This window comes from Pirellulales bacterium (assembly GCA_036490175.1).
Lineage (GTDB): Bacteria > Planctomycetota > Planctomycetia > Pirellulales > JACPPG01 > JACPPG01.
In genome coordinates this window covers 1-2,546 of the sequence record DASXEJ010000179.1, presented here as the reverse complement: position 1 = coordinate 2,546, position 2,546 = coordinate 1, and the positions used below count along the sequence as shown (strand labels likewise).

At 58.7% G+C, this 2,546-nt stretch carries 2 protein-coding genes; both read right to left on the bottom strand.

What is annotated here, in order from left to right; all coding sequences use genetic code 11:
- Positions 1–253: 253 nt before the first annotated feature.
- On the bottom strand, positions 254–1,642 hold the full coding sequence (locus VGG64_13255; GenBank protein ID HEY1600568.1) for a transposase: 1,389 nt from the start codon (positions 1,640–1,642) through the stop codon (positions 254–256).
- Positions 1,643–1,948: 306 nt separating this feature from the next.
- The coding region (locus VGG64_13250) for a hypothetical protein (protein HEY1600567.1) at positions 1,949–2,546 on the bottom strand (598 nt) is incomplete at its 5' end.

Below are 2,546 nucleotides of genomic sequence, written 5' to 3'. Positions count from 1 at the left end.
GGCAGCAATCAATTGAGCAAAGTCTTCCTTCTTGATGCAACGCGCATGTTTATTTCCGATCATCCGCTTCATCTCGCCCTTGGTCTGCCGCTTTCGTATGTACGCATAGCCTAGCTTTCGCAGGGAGCGTTCTAAGTCAATCTGAATTCTGTCGTTCGACATCAGGTCTGACACTTGGATCGCGTTCTGCCAGTTTGTGCCAGCGACGATGCGTGAAAGAAGCGAATCGAATATTGCAGGGCTATCAGTCCGTTTAGATAAGCCTTCCGGCCGGGGCGGCGTTCAGCGGTCCGCGGCCGCGGCGAAGCATCGCGCGGACGGCGATTTCGCAGCGCTGGGCGGCCCACAATAAGCGTCCCAGCCTCAGAGCGATAAGCTGCATGATCCAAGCCAGCGCGAGAGGACCTTGCAGCACCCTCGGCTTGCCCACCCCGAACAGTAATCGCATGATCCGGCCCAGATTGTGCGCAGCGGCAGCCAGTCGGTAACGTTTGGTCACGTCTTCCAGGCCCCGCAGCCACGATCGTCTCGCCCCGCCGGTCTCGCAAACGTGCGCGAAACTACGCTCCACCCGTTCGCTTCGCAGACGCCCGAGGCGTTTGCCTTTGGCGCGGGCCATGCGACGACGATTGTTGATCACGGCGCGTCGATAGGTGTCCGGCTTGTCGGTCCAAACGCGATCGTTCTGGCGTTTCGGCTCGGGAATGTACGTGCGGAAGTCCAACTCATCGGCCAACTCGATCGTGGCGTCGGCATGGTAGCCTTTGTCCGCCGCGACCTCTTCGATGCGAACTTCGCTGCCCGCGGCGGCCAGGTTCAACTGCGCTTCCATCACGCTGTCGACCAGCGTTTGCGTGTCGCCCTGGTTAGCCTCGTAGACCTCGGCGGCCAGCAGCAATTGGCTCTCCAGGTCGACCACGTGCTCGGCCTTGTACGCCAGGTGCGTCGTGCCGTCCTTCATCTTCGTGATGCGGGCTTCCGGGTCGGTTTTCGAGACCCAATCGTCGTTCGAGACCTTCTTTTTCCGCTTTTTGTCGTAGCGACGCAGCTTTTCGTCGCTGGGCGTTTCGCCGGCCGCCACCAGGCCTTCTTCCTGCATCAAGCGCGCGACGTACTCACGCCATTCTTCCCCCGTGTCGCGACGCACGATGCTCTTCATGGCCGCGTTGGCTTCGAGCGTCGTCGAGTCCACGCCCACCGTCTGGCCGGCGAGCAGCTTCTTTTGTGCGGCGATCTTGAGCACGAATTGAAATACTTCGTCGAACACCTCGGGCGCCAACCGATTGCGGGTGACCGACATCGTCGAGTGGTCCGGTGTCGGCTTGTCCAGCGGAATGCCCAGGAAAGCACGCAAGCTCAGACTGTCACTACAGCGCCAAGCGATGCCCCGCTGGCTGGAGAGGTCTTCGAAGTAACCGACCAGCAACATGCGAAAGTAGACGCCCGGCGGAACGCTGGGCTTACCGCGGGTCTCTTCTTGCTCGTAAAATCCTGCGCAACGCTGCTCGATCCAGCGGTCGAAATCGGCTTCGGCAAGCAGCGCGTTCAGCTTCTTATAGAACGGATGGCCGTCCGATTGCGGCAAATCCTCCGCCAGGATGAACAGCGACTCTTGCCGCTGCTTGCGCTTCCCCATCGCCATGACGGACCCCTCCGTGCCGAAAATCCTTGCTAAAATCTCGTCGCCGCGTCAATTTAACCGGCGGCCGGCGGAAAGGAATATCTAAACGGGCTGCTAGGGTAGGGGCCGAAACAGCAGTTCCATCGGCCACGACGCCGGTCATTCCACGTTCACCACTCAGCACGCGGATTCGCACCGATTACTCCAAGGCATTGAAACATGCATCGCTCGATCGCCAACTCAAAGGCGTCGAGCCGTACACGATTAGCGATATTCTTGACCAGGCCTTGGGGCCGTGGCTCAAATCCAACGGCTACCTTTCCTGATTCATTCAGCCGGACCGGGGAGGCGAGGACCGTCGAGCAAGGGCAATTCTGCCTGGCGAGATGCGTCTTTCAGATGATAAGACTTCACAAAGGCCAGCCGATCGCCATTGAACATGAATCGGATGTTCACGAAAAACACGCCGTCGCTAGGGCTGCGGTAGAGAAATTGTTTTTCGAGCAGCTCGCGGACGCCGCGCTGATAGGTACGATCGTTGATGCCGTGATCCTTGGCGACGTACTGGTTGAGCTTGATTTCATCCTCGCCAGGATTGGCGCGCATTTGGAAGTAGACCAGCTCAAATACCTGAATGCCGGTTTTCGACAAACCGGCAGCTTGCTTGATGCCGTCGAGAAATAGTTTTACGAACCGAGTCGTGTCGACTTCCTCTTCCCACCAGAAGCCCATACCGCCAATGCCCTTGAGTTCGCCGGTGGAGTTATCGACGATCATCGAGGCTTTGCCGCCGGGCACATGAAACCGCTTGCTCCGCGTGGCAATTCCGTTAGTGGTCGGAACACTCGGGTTCGTCCGGTAAACGGGGAATCCGCGCTTGATACTGACTTGGTTATCCGAGACCTCTGCTAATTGGCGCTCATCC